This is a genomic window from Bacillus sp. 196mf (assembly GCF_003217275.1).
Taxonomy (GTDB): Bacteria; Bacillota; Bacilli; order Bacillales; family Bacillaceae_G; genus Bacillus_A; species Bacillus_A thuringiensis_S.
In genome coordinates, this window is sequence record NZ_QJTG01000045.1 from 1 (window position 1) to 19,044 (window position 19,044).

The following is a 19,044-nucleotide window of genomic DNA, read 5'->3' on the forward strand; positions in this document are numbered from 1 at the left end:
CACTTTTAATAAAATATCTCAAACATGTCTTGCGGAAGTAGTTCAGTGGTAGAATACAACCTTGCCAAGGTTGGGGTCGCGGGTTCGAATCCCGTCTTCCGCTCCAATTTTCAATATGACATGCCGGGGTGGCGGAACAGGCAGACGCACAGGACTTAAAATCCTGCGGTGGGTGACCACCGTGCGGGTTCGACCCCCGCCCTCGGCACCATATGCGCCCGTAGCTCAATTGGATAGAGCGTTTGACTACGGATCAAGAGGTTAGGGGTTCGACTCCTCTCGGGCGCGCTTTTATTAACGGGAAGTGGCTCAGCTTGGTAGACCCCCTGGTTTGGGACCAGGGGGTCGCAGGTTCAAATCCTGTCTTCCCGATATTCCCAAAAACATGGGGCCTTAGCTCAGCTGGGAGAGCGCCTGCCTTGCACGCAGGAGGTCAGCGGTTCGATCCCGCTAGGCTCCACTTATTTTAATATCATTTATGGCGGTGTAGCTCAGCTGGCTAGAGCGTACGGTTCATACCCGTGAGGTCGGGGGTTCGATCCCCTCCGCCGCTACCATAAAGGACCTTTAGCTCAGCTGGTTAGAGCAGACGGCTCATAACCGTCCGGTCGTAGGTTCGAGTCCTACAAGGTCCACCACTAAAGGTTTATATCTCGGAGGTATACCCAAGTTCGGCTGAAGGGATCGGTCTTGAAAACCGACAGGCGGCGAGAGTCGCGCGGGGGTTCGAATCCCTCTACCTCCTCCATTTTTTCTTAAATTACATATTATATCATCGCGGGGTGGAGCAGTACGGTAGCTCGTCGGGCTCATAACCCGAAGGTCGCAGGTTCAAATCCTGTCCCCGCAACCAAATGGTCCCGTGGTGTAGTGGTTAACATGCCTGCCTGTCACGCAGGAGATCGCCGGTTCGACCCCGGTCGGGACCGCCATTTTAATAAGGCTCGGTAGCTCAGTCGGTAGAGCAGAGGACTGAAAATCCTCGTGTCGGCGGTTCGATTCCGTCCCGAGCCACCATTTTGAAGTCGCAAGCCGGCTTAGCTCAATTGGTAGAGCAACTGACTTGTAATCAGTAGGTTGGGGGTTCAAGTCCTCTAGCCGGCACCACTTTCAAAATGAGCCATTAGCTCAGTTGGTAGAGCATCTGACTTTTAATCAGAGGGTCGAAGGTTCGAATCCTTCATGGCTCACCATTTTCAATTTCATGCGGGTGTAGTTTAGTGGTAAAACAAGAGCCTTCCAAGCTCTGGTCGAGAGTTCGATTCTCTTCACCCGCTTTTCAATTATGGGCCTATAGCTCAGCTGGTTAGAGCGCACGCCTGATAAGCGTGAGGTCGATGGTTCGAGTCCATTTAGGCCCACCATAATTGTTCCGCAGTAGCTCAGTGGTAGAGCTATCGGCTGTTAACCGATCGGTCGTAGGTTCGAGTCCTACCTGCGGAGCCATATTTATAGAGAAGTACCCAAGTGGCTCAAGGGGCTCCCCTGCTAAGGGAGTAGATCGCGAACGCGGTGCGAGGGTTCGAATCCCTTCTTCTCTGCCAGAACTGGCCCGTTGGTCAAGTGGTTAAGACACCGCCCTTTCACGGCGGTAACACGGGTTCGAATCCCGTACGGGTCATACTAAAAGAGATAGCATAATCTGCTATCTCTTTTTTGTTGTGTATAAATATAAAAGAAGCTATAACAGATTATAAATAATCAATTTAAAAAAGTTATATTAATTTAAATAGGATTACCTCTTCTTATACATAAGAAAAGAGGTAATCCTATTTTTGGAATATGTTTTAACTCTCTGCTGAGCGGCCATCCGGTTTCATAACAGCATGACTATATGCGGAGTGAAGAGTTTTGTATCCTAAAAGTGCAATAGTTAAGGCAAGGCCTCCTGCTATAATAGCCACACTAAATCCTGCCCGAGCTCCAAAGTTATCAATAACTAAACCAGCTATCGCCGATCCTAGGGAGACTCCAATACCAAGTCCTGTAATTGCCCAAGTCATTCCTTCAGTTATTTTTGATTCAGGTACGATTTTTTCCACAAGTCCCATAGTAATAATCATTGTAGGAGCGACAGATAACCCTGCAAAGAAAACAATAACTACTAGCCAAGGAATAGTGTTTACGAAAACTAGTGGCAGCATTGTTATCATGGACAGTGTGACTGCTATTAAAAACTGATTATAGGGTGGAGTATTGAGTTTAAGAGTACCGAAAATTAGACCTGCAAGGCATGAACCGATTGCATAGACAGAAAGCACAAAGCTAGCAGCTACCGTGTTTTCTTGATGTTCAGCAAAAGCTACACTAACGACATCTATTGTGCCAAATATAGTCCCTATGGCGATGAGTGTGAATACTAGTACTCGTAAAGAACCAATTTTAAACACTGTTCCTTTGTTTGTAATGTCGTGAGGGTGTACAGGCGGTTCTGTGCTTTTTTGCATGGTGAATAGGCATACCCCAATTGTAAGAAAAACAGATGATAAAAGTGGGCCTGCTTCTGGGAAGAACATAACACTTAAACTGACAGATAATACAGGCCCAATTATGAAGCAAATTTCGTCGACAACCGACTCGAAGGAAAATGCTGTATGCAATTTATGGGATCCACGGTATAGTTTAGTCCAACGTGCACGCACCATGGCTGACATGTTGGGCATACAACCTGCACATAAGGCGGATAGAAATAGCGTCCAATAAGGAGCTTCATATTTCGTGCATAGAAGTAAGAGGATCGTAAAGAAAACACTGATACCTGTAGTCGGAAGAAGTATGCGAGATTGCCCTAATTGATCGGCCATCCGAGAAATATGAGGAGCTAGTAAAGCTGATGATAATGTAAAGGTGGCTGCAACAGCTCCAGCAAGCCAATAGTCACCACGTAACTGAGATAACATTGTAACAATACCAATGCCCATCATTGATATGGGCATCCGAGCTATAAATCCTGCTAATGAGAATCCTTTTGTACCAGGAGCACTGAAAATTTCACGGTAGGAATTAAACATAATAATCACCAAAGTATTTGACGTTTACATATACATTCTTCATTCTTTTAACTCCTCCTCTGTTTCATTAATACCTTCTATAAAAAGGGACAGTGAGTCAATGTAGGGGATGGGTAAGAAGTTATATTATCTTGTAAGCTAGAAATAATTGACATACGGTGCGTATGTCAATTGAAATGTTTTATCTCTGGATAGAGAGCTGACGTTCAAAGGAGTTATTCTTTTACATAGAGAACGATACTATAATGCGATTTATTTTGAATAAAGAGAATGAATAGAAATAGGAGGAAAAGATGGTTAAAAAAACGAGAGCAGAAATGATTACTGAAACACGTGCTAAATTGCTGAGTGCAGCAAGAGAGGCTTTTGGTACAGTTGGATATGTAAACACGTCTATGGATGATTTTACAGCATCTGTCGGTTTAACACGTGGTGCAATTTATCATCATTTTGGTGATAAAAAAGGGTTGTTAGAAGCAGTTGTAAAAGAAATTGACATGGAAATGGATAATAAATTAGGGGAAGTATCAAATGAGGCGGAAGGAAAATGGGAAGGATTTGTTGGGCGTTGTCGTGCGTATTTAACAATGGCACTTAATCCAGAAATTCAGCGAATCGTACTTCGAGATGCACCAGCAGTATTAGGAAATAGTTATTATCAATCATCACAGTCGCAATGTTTAACGACGATGGCGGAGATACTTCAACAATTAATGAAGGACTCTATTATTGAAAAAACGGACTGTGAAGCCTTAGCAAGATTCATAAATGGCGGACTAGTGGACCTTGCTTGTTGGATTGCGAATTCTGAAGATGCAGAGATGCAGTTGTCTAAAGCTTTGCATGGCCTATCACTTATATTGGATGGTTTATTACTAGAAAAGAACGCTTAATTTTAACGGATATTTTTTAATATACAGTAATGGTTAAAAGGGAGGTGATAAAGTATAGGCTAATTCATTTATTTCACCGTAGTCTATATAGGCCAACTGACGTCCAGCTTATAAGGGGATAATGTGTTAGTTTGATTATAGAAATTGAATTTAGTTATAGGGAATAATCGAATCACATTCTTTTTGTTCACAATCTAAAGAAAACGCCTCCATTGAAATGGATTCCACACCTATTCTAATAACTTTACACTCTATGTGAAAAAAGTTCACAAATAGGTCATAATTTGTGAAGTAATTCACAATAATACGTGCTACAATATGAGTGTAAAGAAGTTAAACAACATTAAATTAGTATTTTAATTAATTACTTAAACAATCATAAAAAATAGATGTGAACAATAGAGAGGGGAAATTACCATGAAAAAAGGTATCAATCGTGTAGTATTAGTAGGAACAGGAGCTGTAGGTTGTAGTTACGCTTACTCAATGATCAACCAAGGTGTAGCTGAAGAGTTCGTATTAGTAGATGTTAATGAAGCAAAAGCAGAAGGGGAAGCAATGGACTTAAGCCATGCGGTACCATTCTCTCCATCACCAACAAAAGTTTGGAGCGGTAGCTATGCAGATTGTAAAGATGCAGATTTAGTAGTTATCACTGCTGGATTACCACAAAAGCCAGGTGAAACTCGTTTAGACTTAGTTGAGAAAAATACAAAGATCTTTAAACAAATCGTTCGCGGTATTATGGATAGTGGATTCGATGGAATCTTCTTAATCGCAACTAACCCAGTTGACATTTTAACTTACGTAACTTGGAAAGAATCTGGTTTACCAAAAGAGCGCGTAATCGGTTCTGGTACTACTTTAGACTCTGCTCGTTTCCGTTACATGTTAGGTGACTACTTAGATGTAGATCCACGTAACGTTCATGCTTATATCGTTGGTGAACACGGTGACACTGAACTTCCAGTATGGAGCCACGCTACTATCGGTGTACAAAAACTAGAAACAATCTTAGCTAACAACGAACAGTACAATCAAGAAGACTTAGATAAAATCTTCGAAAACGTACGTGATGCAGCTTACCATATTATCGAGCGTAAAGGTGCAACTTACTACGGAATCGGTATGTCACTACTTCGTGTAACTAAAGCAATCTTAAACAACGAGAACAGCGTATTAACTGTATCTGCATACCTTGAAGGTCAATACGGAGAGAAAGATGCTTATGTAGGTGTTCCAGCTGTAATTAACCGCGAAGGTGTACGTGAAATCGTAGAACTTGAGCTAAATGAAGATGAAAAAGCGAAATTCGCTCATTCTGTAAAAGTATTAAAAGAAACAATGGCACCAGTACTATAATAATTGCTAAATAATTCAGAGGTGGGAAACTGCTTCTTACCTCTGAACTTATATAATTTAATATAAATTCCTTTTCCGGTTTCCCTTGTATATCCCCAATATACCCCTTTTGCTGGATAAGGGTCGTTTATAGAAAAGAGCACTCTACTTTACGTAGAGTGCTCTTTATTATCCCGCATTAACGGGCAGTAAGATCCCCACCTCAAAATGCAGCGAAAGCAAAGAAGTTAGTTTGGTGATCAACTGCCCGTAAAAGCCCGATTGGTGAGGGCTGATAATCAGTGGGGGATGAACACCCCCCACTGATTAAAGTTTCACTTTATCATTTTTTAGGCGTTAATCCCAATTTCTTTAAAATATCTGTCAGTGTACCGCTTTTTGATTTTTCTACAGGTGTTTGTGATTTAGATGCATCTGGCCCTTTTTTCAAGAAGTTCTTTTCAACGAAGCGAATATCTTTTTCGTCGACAATCCCATCTTTATTAAGGTCTCCGTCTTTTACAGTTAGTCCTTTTTTACCATAGTTGCTAGCGATAATTTCAGCATCTTTAATATCGATTACTTTATCAGCATTTACATCGCCGGCAAGGTTTTCGTCAGGTCTTGCATAATAATATTGGCCAAGCAGCTTACCGTCTTTTTCAGTACCAAGTTTCGTTGTTAGGCGGCTTGTTAAATGTCCTGGCACTTCTACATATAGGTTATAGTCGCGTTTATTAACTGGAAGTCCATTTAGTTTGAAGTACCCATATTTATCTAGTGAACCTTCAAACTTATGACGGTAAGAATCAGTTGCGTATACTTTTACGCCAAGCTTTGCATAATCAAACTTTTCATCTAAATATCCACGTTCATTTAAGAATGCACCAGGTTTAATATTTCCTTCTACTAGTGAATTTAAGGACATAACTGAGAATGTTTGATCTTGAAGTACACGCATTCTATTTGGTTCTGATTCACCTTGTTTCCAGTAAACAAAAATTGGTGACTCTAATTGAGCGTTTGCTTCATAAAATTCATCATTTTCTACTTTGAAAGTTACATCAATGAACGGGAAATCACCATCTAATCCAGCAAAGTTTTTGTCATCGATAGCGCCACCAACTGTAACCGAACCTGCCTCTAGTTTCGGTTCATTTACTTTTGCGGTTACTCCTTTTTCGGAAAGTAGCTTTTCAAAAGCAGGATTAAATTTCGCATTTGCAAATTTGAAGTTCTTCTCTAGGAAGTTTACATTAAATTGCCCAGCAACAAATTGTTTTACGTGTTTTGCATTTAGTGTTACTGTGAACTCGTCATTTTTATATAATTCTTTTTTATCGTAACTAGCTTTCGCATATTGAGCACCTTGCGGGATAAACCAGTAGTTATTTACACCGCTTGGATAGTCAGCTCCTGCAGTTGCATAATCGAAAATATATACGCCTGTGTTCATTGGACCTTCCGTTTTGAAGGAGTCAGGTGTAATGCCAACTTTAAAGTCGCCATTTGCATTAATCGGTAAAAACTTATGCAAGTATGGAGAATAGTCATAGTACATAATGCCATTCGCTTCTTGCGTAATGTTTAATCCTTTTCCTTTTAAGTAGTCAACGTTTGAATCGTATACATTTCCTTTAATCCATAGTGCTTTTTTGCCATCTTCTACTGTATAATTTTCTTCATTTAACTCGTAAATACCAGGTTTTAATCCAGTTAGTTTCACTTCTGGTGGTGTATTATCAATTACAACATAATCACCTTTTACACGTGCTTTCCCAGCCTTATCATAACCGACAAACTCAATCGTGTAGTCTCCTTCTGGTAAGTTGATTTTCTCATCACCAATTGGTTTTGCAGGATCATTTGTAAAAGGATACACTTTTCCATTAAAGAATGAGTCTAAGTAGTAATACACATCAGTTTTTAGTCCACTTGTGTTTAATGTTCCAATGAAGCCAAGAGCTTTATTTGTTTTGGAATCTTTTACGATAAGATCTAACGTTTCAAGTTCGCTGTTTAATTGGAATGCCCCGTGAACATACGATTCACCGTATGGATTAAATTTAGATGTATCAGTTGAAATCGCTTTTCTTGATAGTATTGCGTTTTCAATACCAGGCTCTGATACACGAATAGAGAATGGGATTTGATATGTTTCTTCTTTATTTTTCGTGTTCGTAATATGAATATATCCTTCATATCGGCCTTGTTTTACACCGGCTGGAACATTAATTTTTGCTTCAATTTCATCTGCTTTGCCAGCATCAAGAGTAATTGTTTCTGGAGCTGAGATTTTTACACCGTTTGCGACAGCATCGTTAATAGTAGAAGAAGCCGGTGTATAAGAAATTTCTGTTTTAAATTCTTTTTTCTCTTGTTTATTATGATTAGTTACTTTTATATTTCGTTTTTGTTCAAGAGCTTCACCGTCTTTTTGATAAAACTTACCGAATGCAATAGATCCAGTTTCTTCGGGCACTTCAATTACTTCATCATTTACAACAGTTTGTGTCGTATCTAATACTTTAAAGCTTGTTTCTGTACGAACGGCGTTGTAAGCATCTACTCGCCCAGCTCCAACTTCATACACCGAATATTTTTCTTTTAAATCATCAGCTGTGTTCATAAGAGACGCTTTTACATCGAACGGAGAGTAGTCTGGGTGTTCTTGTAAAATTAGAGCAGCAACGCCAGCAATATGAGGGGAAGCCATAGATGTTCCTTGCATACGCTCATAGGAAACAGCGTAGTTTTCACCCTCTTGCGGGTCGTTAATATATTCAGGAACTGTTGAAAGGACAGCGACACCAGGCGCTGTAATATCAGGCTTAATATCATCATTTGCTGTAACAGGACCGCGTGAGCTAAAGTCTGCAAGATGATCGCCTTCTGTTTGAATGTAATTAATTTCATCGAAAGTTAAGGATGTGCTACCTTGTTCAATTTGAGCTTTTAGTTTTTCACCGTCTTCTTTCGTTAGGCGGAATGCTGGAATGTATTTTGTGCTTTCACCAACGTAGAAAGGAATTTCTCCATCCACGTTGTTATAAATAATAACGGCTTTTGCACCTGCTTGTTTTGCGTTAGCAATTTTTTCATCAAATGAGGTTGTACCACGTGCAACGAGAGCGATTTTTCCTTTTACATCTTTTTTACTAAACTCGTCAGGCGTACCGATTCCTACAGATTCAATAGGTAAAGTTTGTCCCTTGAAATCTTCTATTTTATCAGTGAAGTTTTTGCCGAACAAAATTAGGTTAGGGAATTGTAATTGTCCAGCATGACCTGATAGTTTCGGTAAGGAAATAGAGCTATCACTGGCTCCAACCGTAATAGCAAATGGCGAAGCACCTGGTGATCCGAGTGTTGATGGATTCGGTCCAGAGTTACCAGCAGCAACGACTGTAACAACGCCTGAAAGCATCGCGTTATTAACAGCGATAGATGTTGGATCAAGAGGATTGTTGCTATCATCACCTAACGATAAGTTAATAACGTTCATACCGTCAGAAATAGATTTATCAATTGCAGCGATAATACCTGAACTATCTCCACTTCCGTATGGACCGAGTACACGATAGTTATACAGTTCAATGTCAGGTGCAACACCTTTTACTGCTGAATCAGATTGGTTCTTCTTTTGAGCAGAAACGATACCTGCTACGTGAGTGCCGTGGGCTGTGTAGAAGGAAGAACCACGGTTATCAAATTCAGGAGCACCAGATTGTTGCCATTCTGAATAAGTAGTTTCCATTGGATCTGCATCATTATTAATAAAGTCCCAACCCTTTACTGAATTTGGATCTACTTTGCTAGAGTCCTCACCAGGTTTTGCGCGATAGCCTTTATATACGTCTTTTAAGTCAGGGTGATTGTAATCAATACCTGTATCTAATACACCAACTTTAATTCCTTTTCCGGTAATACCCTCACTATGTAACTTATCTACCCCGATTTGAGGGATGCTGTCTGTTAGTTTTTGGGGTGCTTTTTGCTCAGCTTGTTTTGGTAAATTTAATTTCACTTCGTAATCTTTCCAAATGCGTTTTACAACACCAATTCGTAATAACTCTTCAACTGTATTTGCTGGTAATGTCATTGCAACACCATTTAGCGCATGCTTATAAGAACGTTTAATTTGTACAGACTGGAAGTTTCCTGATTTTACTGATGGGCTGAATTGATAAAGACGTTTTAGTCCTTTTTCGAATTCTTCATGTTCTTGATCAATACGTACTTTTATATTTTCAGGAGCAGATTGTAATCCTTTTTCTTTTTGTTTTAATTCATTAATCTTTACTGGAGCAGTTTGAAATTCTACAATGATATTTACAGGCTCAGAACTACTCGTATTAATATCTGGTGAAATTGTAAAACCAGGGTTGGCATCTACCGTTTGTAATGCCAGGCGTTGTTCTTTAGAAAGCTTCGATAATATAGAATGAGCATTTGAAGATTCAATTTGGTTAATAGGACTTTCAGCAAGTACATTGAACGGAATGGCAGTTGAAAACAGAACGCCAGCTGTTACCATTCCAGTAACAAAACGATTTTTCTTTTTCATTTATAGGCCTCCGGTAATTTATATTTTTAAAAATTATTTCTCCACACCTGCTGTTTGCTCAGCATGGAATGTCCAGTTTAGCTGCAGGGAATCACCTTGAAATTTATTTTGATCTTGGTCGTTATCTTCAAATGAGAAGAGGACATGTAAGTAATCTGTTTCACCAGATTTAATACCATCTATTAAGTTATGACGTTCTAGAGACGTAGCGACATCTTCAGGTTTCATAGTTTTTAATTTTGATAGTTTTGTTTCCCACAAAATCTCATGATCATCGTTTGAATTAGATGGCTGTCCATCATTCACTAGAAACTTGACGATAATGTGATCACCTAAATCTTCACCGTCATTATTTTGCTTTGCATCTGTAACTTCATATGATGTTTCAAGTGCTACTTTTGCAATATCCAATGTACCTTTATTTTCAAGCTTGAAGTTCCTTTCAATAAAATCACCTGGTTTTAAATCTTTCACATTAACGATTACACTTGGATTAATAGAAAGATCTAGTGTTCCAGCTTGAAATGAGTTACTCGATGTTTCTGAATCACTGAAATAGGCGAATACACCTCCGAATGTAAGGGATAAACCAAGTGAAGCGGTGACAACTCCCATTCCTACTTTTTGTTTTAATGACATAAGAAAGCCCCCTAGTTAAATTTTTATAGCAATCGTTCGCAACAAGGATAAATAAGTAAACATAGTAGTCCGCTATGAATTATAGTTACGAAAGATAAATGTTCTTTATTGAGAACAAGTATATGCTTATGAATTTCGCGTTTCAATAAAAATATGACGAAAAATGTTGAGAAACATTTTTTTATGACAGATTATTTTATGGTTATTTTAAGTGGAAAATAGCGTGAAAGATAGAATAAACCTAATAAAATAAAGGTTGAGAAAAAAATAATAGGAGGAAATATAGAAGTAGAATGAAGCGTTTACAATGAATATTCGTCAAAATTCGATATTTTACACGGAAATGTGAATAAAAACTAACATTTTTAAGAAAAAAACGAATGTTTTTTATAAATTAACAAGGATATTGCAGTTTTTCGCAGAAATAGTTAAAGTATAAAAAATTCTGTCATCTAAGTGAGGTGAGCATATTGAGTGTAATAAATTGTGAAGAAGTGAAACGAGATGAGTTTCATACAGAAAAGTACTATGAAAGTTATAACATCTTTGGCGCACATGTTGTGACGGAAGATGAGATTCAAGGGGTACGATTTACAGTGTGGGCTCCTCATGCGAAAGCAATGAGTGTTGTTGGGGATTTTAATGAGTGGGATTATGAGCAACATAAGATGCTACAAGTGACAGAAGAAGGCATTTGGTCCTTATTTATACCGCATATTGAAGAAGGAGAAATATATAAATATGCGATTGAAACGTTGGCTGGTGACGTCATTTTAAAGGCAGATCCGTATGCTGTATATGCAGAAGTAAGACCGAATACGGCATCTGTAGTTTTTGATATAAAAGGATATGAATGGAATGATAAAAACTGGAATCGTAAGAAAAAGAAAAAATCGATTTATAAAGAAGCGATGACAGTTTATGAATTACATTTTGGTTCTTGGAAAAAGAAAGAAGATGGAACGCTGTACTCTTACAGGGAAATGGTTGAAGAGCTCATCCCGTATGTGGTGGAACATCAATTTACACATATTGAAATTATGCCGCTTGTTGAGCATCCATATGATCGTTCTTGGGGATACCAAGGAACGGGATATTATGCAGCGACGAGTAGATTTGGTACGCCGCATGATTTAATGCATTTTGTCGACGAATGTCATAAATATGGAATCGGTGTCATTTTAGATTGGGTGCCGGGGCATTTTTGTAAAGATGCTCACGGTTTATATTTGTTTGATGGCACACCGACCTATGAATATAAAGATAAAGATGTACAAGAAAATCCAGTATGGGGAACTGTCAATTTTGATTTAGGGAAGAGAGAGGTACGTAATTTCTTAATTTCAAATGCGTTATTTTGGATGAGATATTTCCATATTGATGGTTTCAGAGTAGATGCAGTTGCGAATATGTTGTACTGGAATAAAGAAGGACAAGAGCAAAGTAATGAGCATGCTGTTTCATTTTTAAGAGAGTTAAATGAAGCAGTGTTTGCAGAGGATGAAGATTTTCTTATGACGGCAGAAGATTCAACAGCTTGGCCACTTGTAACAACTCCAACGTATGAAGGTGGGCTTGGATTCAATTACAAATGGAACATGGGCTGGATGAATGACGTGCTGAAATATATGGAGTGTGCGCCTGAATATAGGAAACACATTCATGAGAAAATGACGTTTTCTTTACTATATGCGTACTCTGAAAACTTCATATTACCGCTTTCTCATGATGAAGTCGTTCATGGGAAAAAGTCGTTATTAAATAAAATGCCAGGTGATTACTGGGATAAGTTTGCTCAACTTCGTTTATTATATGGATATTTCTTTACTCACCCAGGAAAGAAGTTACTTTTCATGGGAGGAGAATTCGGACAGTTTGATGAGTGGAAAGACCTTGAAGATTTAGATTGGAATTTACATGATTTTGAAATGCATCGTTATATGCATGATTACTTTAATGAGCTCATAGCATTGTATAAGCGCTCAAAACCACTTTGGCAGCTTGACCATTCACCTGAAGGTTTTCAGTGGATTGATGCTAATAATAATGAGCAAAGTATTTTCTCTTTTATCCGCCAAGGGGATAAACAAGAAGATGCGTTAGTTGTCGTATGTAATTTTACGAAAGCTACATATGAAAACTATAAAGTAGGTGTACCAGATTTCGAGTATTATAACGAGATTTTAAACAGTGATGCACAGCAATATGGCGGTTCGGGGCAAGTGAATAAGAAACGTCTTAAGACAATTCTAGAACCGTACCATAATCAAGCGGCACATGTAGAGATTACAATTCCACCATTCGGCGTATCCATATTACGACCAGTGAAGACGAGAAAGGGGAGCAAAAAACAAGATGGCTCAAAAACAAAAGTGCGTAGCAATGTTACTAGCAGGGGGAAAAGGTAGTCGTTTAAGTGCATTAACAAAAAATTTAGCCAAGCCAGCTGTTCCATTTGGTGGTAAATATCGCATTATTGATTTTACGCTAAGTAACTGTGCGAATTCTGGTATTGAAACGGTTGGGATTTTAACACAATATCAACCACTTGAACTTCATAATTATATCGGAATCGGAAATGCGTGGGATTTAGACCGAGTAAACGGTGGGGTCACAGTCTTACCTCCTTATGCGGAGTCTTCAGGGGTTAAGTGGTATACAGGTACGGCAAGTGCCATTTATCAAAATTTAAACTATTTAAGTCAGTATGAACCGGAGTATGTTCTTATTTTATCAGGTGACCATATTTATAAAATGGATTACAGTAAGATGCTAGATTACCATATTGAGAAAGAATCGGACGTATCCATTTCTGTTATTGAAGTACCTTGGGATGAAGCGAGTCGCTTTGGCATTATGAATACAAATGAAGAAATGGAGATTGTTGAGTTTGAAGAGAAACCACAATTTCCAAGAAGTAATCTTGCATCAATGGGAATCTATATTTTTAATTGGTCAATTTTGAAAGAGTATTTAGAGATGGATGCGAGAAACCCTGAATCTAGTAACGATTTTGGAAAAGATGTACTTCCGCTTTTATTGGATGAAGGGAAGAAGTTAATGGCGTATCCGTTTGAAGGATATTGGAAAGATGTTGGAACGGTGAAGAGCTTATGGGAAGCGAATATGGATTTGCTTCGCGATGAAACATCACTGAATTTAAACGATCGTAATTGGCGTATTTACTCTGTCAATCCAAACGAACCGCCTCAATATATTGCTGAAAAGGCGAAAGTAGAAGAATCGCTTATTAACGAAGGGTGCGTCATTGAAGGGGACGTGAAGCATTCTGTGTTATTCCAAGGAGTGACGGTGGAAGAAGGAAGTATGGTGATTGATTCTGTCGTTATGCCAGGGGCTAAGATTGGTAAAAATGTTGTGATTGAAAGAGCGATTGTTGGATCAGAAATGGTTATTGAAGATGGAACAATCATTCGTCCAGAAAAGAATGTTGACGATGTAGTATTAATTGCTGAAGGGAAATAGAAAAGGGGGATGAAATGAATGGGAGAAAAAATGTTAGGAATTATTAATGCAACGGGAAGTTTTCCTTCCTTAAAGAAAGTAACAGGGCATCGTTCACTAGCGGCGTTACCGTTTGGGGGCCGTTATCGACTCATTGATTTCATGCTTTCAAATATGGTGAATTCTAGTATTCATAGTGTAGCAGTTTTTACAAGCCATAAAAATCGTTCGTTAATGGACCATGTTGGTTCAGGAAAACAGTGGGATTTAGATAGAAAACGAGACGGACTATTTTTATTCCCGCCAAACTGCCAATGTGACCAAGATGAATTTGGGTCTTTTGCACACTTTAGAAGACATATTGATTATTTTCTAAGAAGCAGAGAAGAGTACGTTGTTATTACGAATAGCCATCTCGTAACAGCATTAAATTTTCAAGCGGTGTTAGAGCGACATATACATACGGCAGCTGATATTACAGAAGTTTGCCATGAAGGGGTTTCGCTTCAAACATACGTGTTAAAGAAACAATTATTATTAGACTTATTTGAGTCATATAAAGATGTAGAGCAATACAGTTTATTTGATGTAGTGAGAGAAAAACGCGGGAAATCATTACATATTGCTACATATGAGCATACTGGATATGTAGCAATTATTGACTCGATCGAAAGTTACTATAAGCATAGCCTAGAAATTTTGCAACCTGCTATTTGGAAGCAATTATTTAAGAAAGAAGCGCCGATCTTTACGAAAGTAAAAGATGAGCCACCAACTCGTTATCTAAAGGGTGCAGTCGTGAAAAATACAATGATTGCAAATGGCAGTATTATTGAGGGGGAGGTAGAAAACAGTGTTATTTCCCGTTCAGTTAAAATTGGAAAAGGATCAATTATTCGTAACAGTATTATTATGCAAAAGAGCCAAATTGGAGATAACTGTATAATAGACGGTGTTATTATTGATAAAGACGTGAAAATTGGCGACGGTGTCGTATTAAAAGGAAACATCGATGAGCCGTATGTTGTAGAAAAAGGAAGCGTACAAAACAGTACGATTAATAGTTATTCCTAAAGAATCAGTGGGGGCTTTTTCCCCCACTGATTAAAGTTTTAATTTAAATGAAAACTCGAAGGGAGGAAGCTGCAAGAGGAGTAATAAAAACTTTTCGCGCAGTGGGACAACAAGTGAATATTTTATTTGCAGTATCAGAATGTGTACCGTTTGTGAAATCGGGAGGATTAGCTGATGTAGCGGGTGCGCTCCCAAAAGAGCTGAAAAAATTAGGAGTGGACGTTCGTATTATACTTCCGAATTATAGCCTCATTCCACAAAAGTTAAGAGATGGATGTACGTTACATAAAGTAATTAACGTCCCGCTCGGGTGGAGGAATCAATATTGTGGAATTTTAAAAGGTGAGCAAGACGGAATTACGTATTACTTAATAGATAATGAATATTATTTTAAGAGAGATTCTCTGTATGGTCATTATGATGACGGGGAGCGTTTTTCTTATTTCTCAAAAGCAGTGTTAGAGTGTATTCCGCACCTTGACTTTGAAGTGGATGTTCTTCATAGCCACGATTGGCATACGGCTATGGTTAATTTCTTACTTCGTGAAAAGTATCAAGATAACCCGTTATATGAGCGTATTAAAACGGTATATACGATTCACAACTTGCAGTTCCAAGGAGTATTTCCTCCTGAAGTGATGTACGACTTGTTAGAGCTTGGTGATGAATATTTTCATAGTGAGCAGCTAGAGTTTTATGGAAACATAAACTTTATGAAAGGCGGTATTATCGCTTCGGATCAAATTACAGCGGTGAGCCCGACGTATAAAGAAGAAATTCAATATGAATTTTTCGGTGAGAAGCTAGATGGATTACTGCGAAAATATAATGATAAGCTTAGCGGCATTGTAAATGGTATTGATACGAGCGTATATAATCCAGAAACGGATTCGTATATTAAGGCTCAGTATGATGCAGAGTCATTATATGAAAAGAGTGAAAATAAACGCGCTTTGCAGCGTTATTTTGGTTTGCCAGAAAAAGAGGATACACCAATTATTTCAATGGTAACGAGATTAACGAAGCAAAAAGGTCTTGATTTAGTACGCACTGTATTCCGCGAAATAATGGAAGAAGATGTACAATGTATTATTTTAGGTTCAGGTGATTCGGAATATGAGCAATTCTTTGAGTGGATGGCATATGAGTATCCGGAGAAGGTAAAAGTTTATATCGGATTTAATGAAGAATTAGCGCACCAAGTGTATGCGGGAAGCGATTTGTTTTTAATGCCATCGCTGTTTGAACCGTGTGGACTTGGACAACTTATCGCATTAGCGTACGGTACGATTCCAATTGTAAGAGAAACAGGTGGATTAAACGATACGGTACATTCTTATGATGAAGAAACAGGCGAAGGAAATGGTTTCAGTTTCACGAACTTTAATGCACATGACATGCTGCATACGGTTCACCGTGCAATTGAATTTTATCATGATAAACCAGTGTGGGAGCAGCTTGTAAAACAAGCGATGACTGAAGATTATAGCTGGGAGCAATCGGCTCTTGCTTATAAGGAATTGTATAAAAGTCTCATGGAATAACATGTAGGTGGTGAAAAAATGTTTACTCATGTTGAAAGTTTTAAATCAACTTTTCTAGAAAAGTTAGAGACGATGTATGGGAAAAGTTTCAAAGATTCTACAACTCGTGATCAATATAATACACTCGGTCATATGGTACGTGAGTATATGAATAGTCAATGGATTGCAACGAATGAGAGTTATCGATCCGGAGAGCAAAAGCAAATGTATTACTTGTCTATTGAGTTTTTGCTTGGACGTTTGCTTGGAAGTAACATCTTGAATTTAGGTATTAGAGATGTATGCGAGCAGGGGTTATCTGAACTAGGGATTTCGTTGCAAGAGTTAGCAGAAGTGGAAGCAGATGCAGGCCTTGGTAATGGTGGGCTTGGACGCTTAGCAGCCTGTTTTCTCGATTCACTTGCATCTTTAAACTTGCCAGGACACGGCTGTGGAATTCGTTATAAACATGGTTTGTTTGATCAGAAAATTGTTGATGGTTATCAAGTTGAATTTCCAGAACAGTGGCTTCTTCATGAAAATGTATGGGAAGTAAGAAGGCATGATCAAGCTGTGGAAGTAAGTTATTTCGGCAGTGTTGAACCGCTAGAAATTGACGGGCGTTTAGAGTTTAGGCATACAAATGCAGAAGTCATTATGGCAGTGCCATATGATGTGCCGGTAGTAGGCTATGAGACGAGTACTGTAAACACACTTAGACTTTGGAATGCTGAACCAGTTCCGTTCCCGCAAAACTGCAAAGATATTTTGAAATATAAGCGCGAAACAGAGGCTGTATCGGAGTTTTTATATCCAGATGATACGCATGATGAGGGGAAAATACTTCGGTTAAAACAACAGTATTTCCTCGTATCAGCAAGTTTACAAAATATCGTTCGAATGCATAGAGAAAGATATGGTGACCTTCGTCAATTACATGAAAAAATTGCGATTCACATTAACGATACACATCCGGTTTTAGCAATTCCAGAACTGATGCGTATTTTACTAGACGAAGAAAAGTTAACATGGGAAGAAGCTTGGCACATAACGACGCAGACGATTTCTTATACGAATCATACGACGTTATCAGAAGCGCTCGAAAAGTGGCCAATTCACATTTTTAAACCGTTATTACCGAGAATTTATATGATTATTGAAGAGATTAATGAACGTTTCTGTCATGAACTTTGGGAACGTTATCCTTATGAATGGCATCGCATCGAAGACATGGCAATTATTGCGCATGATCTTGTGAAAATGGCTCATTTAGCAATTGTCGGTAGCCATAGCGTAAACGGTGTAGCAAAAATTCATACGGAAATATTAAAGCAGCGGGAAATGCGATTGTTTTATGAATTTTATCCAGATAAGTTTAATAATAAGACGAATGGAATTGCTCATAGGCGCTGGCTTATGAAAGCAAATCCACAGTTAACAAATCTCATTTCAGAGGCGATTGGAACAGAGTGGAAGAAAGAACCGATTAAGCTTCAATCGTTGCAAACAGTTCAATACGATGCGAGTTTCCAAGAGAAATTTGCAGAAGTAAAACAAGAACGTAAAGAGATTTTAGCGGAGCGCATTCATAATACAATGGGGCTTACGATTGATCCAAATTCTATTTTTGATGTGCAAGTGAAAAGATTACATGCTTACAAACGACAATTATTAAATGTTCTTCATATTTTATATTTGTATAACCGTTTGAAAGAGGATGCTAGTTTTACATTTTATCCGCGTACTTTTATTTTTGGAGCGAAAGCATCACCTGGATATTATTACGCGAAAAAAATTATTAAATTAATAAATGAACTCGCAAGAAAAGTAAATAATGACCCGTATGTCAGTCAATATATGAAAGTTATCTTTCTAGAAAACTATCGAGTTTCTTTAGCGGAAGATATATTCCCGGCAGCGGATGTAAGTGAACAAATTTCAACGGCGAGTAAAGAAGCATCGGGAACAGGTAATATGAAATTTATGATGAATGGTGCGATTACACTCGGAACGCTAGACGGAGCTAACGTTGAAATAAAAGACCGGGTCGGTCATGATAACTGTTTCATTTTCGGCTTAACAGCGGAAGAGGTTCTTCATTACTATCAAAATGGTGGATATCGTGCAAGTGATTATTATCACCACAATAGGCACATTAAAAAAGTAGTTGATCAATTAACAAATGGTTTCTTTGCACAATCGGGAGCAGAATTTGAAGCGATTTATGATTCTCTCGTTATTCAAAATGATGAATATTTCGTTCTGCGAGATTTTGGCCCATATGCTGAAAAACAAGAAGCTGTCGGTAGAGCTTATGAGAACCGAACGAAGTGGCTAGAAATGTCGATTTTAAATATTGCACAGTCTGGTCATTTTGCGAGTGATCGAACGATTTTGCAGTACAGCAATGAAATTTGGGGTATTGGTAATGTAGTTAAACAGTTTTAAAGAGGATGCTATATTGGGAGATATATTATCGATTTACCAACAAAAATGGTAACTACTCAGCTTAGTTAGGAAACAAGGCATGC

Annotated in this window: 10 protein-coding genes and 18 tRNA genes; 25 read left to right on the forward strand and 3 right to left on the reverse strand. The window is 38.4% G+C overall.

Going from position 1 to position 19,044, the window contains the following annotated elements:
- Window positions 1-31: 31 nt before the first annotated feature.
- The 18 genes from ATL10_RS28735 to ATL10_RS28820 all read left to right on the forward strand — a co-directional run bounded on the left by ATL10_RS28735 (window position 32) and on the right by ATL10_RS28820 (window position 1,621).
- Window positions 32-106, forward strand: a tRNA-Gly gene (locus tag ATL10_RS28735).
- A gap of 16 nt (window positions 107-122) precedes the next feature.
- A tRNA-Leu gene (locus ATL10_RS28740) sits at window positions 123-211 on the forward strand.
- A 3-nt stretch (window positions 212-214) separates the two neighbouring features.
- Window positions 215-288 (forward strand) — tRNA-Arg (locus ATL10_RS28745).
- A 10-nt stretch (window positions 289-298) separates the two neighbouring features.
- Window positions 299-372, forward strand: a tRNA-Pro gene (locus tag ATL10_RS28750).
- A gap of 15 nt (window positions 373-387) precedes the next feature.
- A tRNA-Ala gene (locus ATL10_RS28755) sits at window positions 388-460 on the forward strand.
- Between the two features lie 20 nt (window positions 461-480).
- Window positions 481-557 (forward strand) — tRNA-Met (locus tag ATL10_RS28760).
- Window positions 558-561: 4 nt separating this feature from the next.
- Window positions 562-638: transfer RNA gene (locus ATL10_RS28765), tRNA-Ile, on the forward strand.
- 17 nt (window positions 639-655) lie between these two features.
- A tRNA-Ser gene (locus tag ATL10_RS28770) sits at window positions 656-748 on the forward strand.
- Window positions 749-776: 28 nt separating this feature from the next.
- Window positions 777-853 (forward strand) — tRNA-Met (locus tag ATL10_RS28775).
- 3 nt (window positions 854-856) lie between these two features.
- Window positions 857-932, forward strand: a tRNA-Asp gene (locus ATL10_RS28780).
- A gap of 9 nt (window positions 933-941) precedes the next feature.
- Window positions 942-1,017 (forward strand) — tRNA-Phe (locus ATL10_RS28785).
- A 14-nt stretch (window positions 1,018-1,031) separates the two neighbouring features.
- Window positions 1,032-1,107: transfer RNA gene (locus ATL10_RS28790), tRNA-Thr, on the forward strand.
- A gap of 10 nt (window positions 1,108-1,117) precedes the next feature.
- Window positions 1,118-1,193 (forward strand) — tRNA-Lys (locus ATL10_RS28795).
- 13 nt (window positions 1,194-1,206) lie between these two features.
- A tRNA-Gly gene (locus ATL10_RS28800) sits at window positions 1,207-1,277 on the forward strand.
- Between the two features lie 10 nt (window positions 1,278-1,287).
- Window positions 1,288-1,364 (forward strand) — tRNA-Ile (locus tag ATL10_RS28805).
- A 7-nt stretch (window positions 1,365-1,371) separates the two neighbouring features.
- Window positions 1,372-1,446 (forward strand) — tRNA-Asn (locus tag ATL10_RS28810).
- A 7-nt stretch (window positions 1,447-1,453) separates the two neighbouring features.
- Window positions 1,454-1,544: transfer RNA gene (locus ATL10_RS28815), tRNA-Ser, on the forward strand.
- A gap of 5 nt (window positions 1,545-1,549) precedes the next feature.
- Window positions 1,550-1,621: transfer RNA gene (locus ATL10_RS28820), tRNA-Glu, on the forward strand.
- Window positions 1,622-1,787: 166 nt separating this feature from the next.
- Here ATL10_RS28820 and ATL10_RS28825 read toward each other — a convergent pair.
- Complete coding sequence (locus tag ATL10_RS28825; RefSeq protein ID WP_075720466.1) at window positions 1,788-3,011, reverse strand: MFS transporter; 1,224 nt, start codon at window positions 3,009-3,011, stop codon at window positions 1,788-1,790.
- A 293-nt stretch (window positions 3,012-3,304) separates the two neighbouring features.
- On the opposite strand from ATL10_RS28825, the gene ATL10_RS28830 reads away from it, so the two are divergent.
- Both ATL10_RS28830 and ATL10_RS28835 read left to right on the forward strand, forming a co-directional pair.
- A complete protein-coding gene (locus tag ATL10_RS28830; protein WP_075717044.1) occupies window positions 3,305-3,904 on the forward strand; it encodes a TetR/AcrR family transcriptional regulator in 600 nt (199 codons plus the stop codon).
- A 417-nt stretch (window positions 3,905-4,321) separates the two neighbouring features.
- Window positions 4,322-5,266: an L-lactate dehydrogenase gene (locus ATL10_RS28835; protein WP_000715346.1), complete on the forward strand. Its 945-nt coding sequence runs from the start codon at window positions 4,322-4,324 to the stop codon at window positions 5,264-5,266.
- Window positions 5,267-5,588: 322 nt separating this feature from the next.
- Here ATL10_RS28835 and ATL10_RS28845 read toward each other — a convergent pair whose 3' ends face one another.
- Window positions 5,589-9,812, reverse strand: coding sequence for a S8 family serine peptidase (locus tag ATL10_RS28845; protein WP_110498058.1), 4,224 nt, complete (start codon window positions 9,810-9,812; stop codon window positions 5,589-5,591).
- A gap of 33 nt (window positions 9,813-9,845) precedes the next feature.
- On the reverse strand, window positions 9,846-10,451 hold the full coding sequence (locus ATL10_RS28850; RefSeq protein ID WP_090976753.1) for a CalY family protein: 606 nt from the start codon (window positions 10,449-10,451) through the stop codon (window positions 9,846-9,848).
- A 470-nt stretch (window positions 10,452-10,921) separates the two neighbouring features.
- Between ATL10_RS28850 and glgB the strand changes: the two genes are divergently transcribed.
- From glgB to glgP, 5 genes are all read left to right on the forward strand, one after another.
- Window positions 10,922-12,859 carry a 1,4-alpha-glucan branching protein GlgB gene (gene glgB / locus ATL10_RS28855; protein WP_075717046.1) on the forward strand — a complete coding sequence of 646 codons (1,938 nt, stop codon included), beginning with the start codon at window positions 10,922-10,924 and terminating at the stop codon, window positions 12,857-12,859.
- Window positions 12,807-13,937 (forward strand): glucose-1-phosphate adenylyltransferase, encoded by a 1,131-nt coding sequence (gene glgC, locus ATL10_RS28860; RefSeq protein ID WP_000057604.1) that lies wholly within the window; start codon window positions 12,807-12,809, stop codon window positions 13,935-13,937. Before glgB ends, glgC begins: the two co-directional genes overlap by 53 nt.
- 18 nt (window positions 13,938-13,955) lie before the next feature.
- Window positions 13,956-14,990, forward strand: coding sequence for a glucose-1-phosphate adenylyltransferase subunit GlgD (gene glgD, locus ATL10_RS28865; RefSeq protein WP_000504162.1), 1,035 nt, complete (start codon window positions 13,956-13,958; stop codon window positions 14,988-14,990).
- 113 nt (window positions 14,991-15,103) lie between these two features.
- Window positions 15,104-16,534, forward strand: a complete 1,431-nt coding sequence (glgA, locus tag ATL10_RS28870) for a glycogen synthase GlgA (protein WP_029948456.1) — start codon at window positions 15,104-15,106, stop codon at window positions 16,532-16,534.
- A gap of 18 nt (window positions 16,535-16,552) precedes the next feature.
- Complete coding sequence (gene glgP, locus ATL10_RS28875) at window positions 16,553-18,961, forward strand: glycogen phosphorylase (RefSeq protein WP_110498060.1); 2,409 nt, start codon at window positions 16,553-16,555, stop codon at window positions 18,959-18,961.
- Window positions 18,962-19,044 lie beyond the last annotated feature (83 nt).